This window comes from Zooshikella sp. RANM57 (assembly GCF_050749885.1).
Lineage (GTDB): Bacteria > Pseudomonadota > Gammaproteobacteria > Pseudomonadales > Zooshikellaceae > Zooshikella.
Map to the genome: position 1 here is coordinate 1 of NZ_JBOIUB010000061.1, position 474 is coordinate 474.

Here is a 474-nt window from a genome sequence, read left to right on the forward strand (position 1 = left end):
CCTGCCTGAGAAATAATCTCTGCTTCTCTGGCATGGAACTTAGCGTTCAGTACTTCATGAGGAATCTTAGCTTTTGTTAAAGCTTGAGAAACTCTTTCTGAAGATTGCTCATGGAATGTACATTCCATGAGCCTATGGGTGTATGCGTCAACCATGCGTGTATCCCTACCCCCTATAACAGACAGTATTTAATTTATTTATTTATTTTATTTTTTATTTAATTTAATTTATTTTCTATTTATTTTTTAATTAATTAATTTATTTATTTTCCTGATTTTATTTTTAATCTTTATTTGTAGTGTTTTATTATTTTTTAAATTAAAATAATGCATAGAAAAATACTTAACAAAAAAACAAATCCATTAATTAAGATCTGATTTATTGTTTTAATTAAATAGCTTGATGTTGATTTAATGATGTCTTTCTTTGAGGAGTTATCTGTGGGGGTGATCTTATATCAATCCATCATCCAGA

The 474-nt window shown here is 27.4% G+C and carries 1 protein-coding gene; it reads right to left on the minus strand.

What is annotated here, in order from left to right; all coding sequences use genetic code 11:
* Nucleotides 1-155, minus strand: a 155-nt coding sequence (locus tag ACQ96U_RS27130; RefSeq protein WP_431724402.1) for a hypothetical protein, incomplete at its 3' end; no start/stop codon positions are given.
* Nucleotides 156-474: the final 319 nt, after the last annotated feature.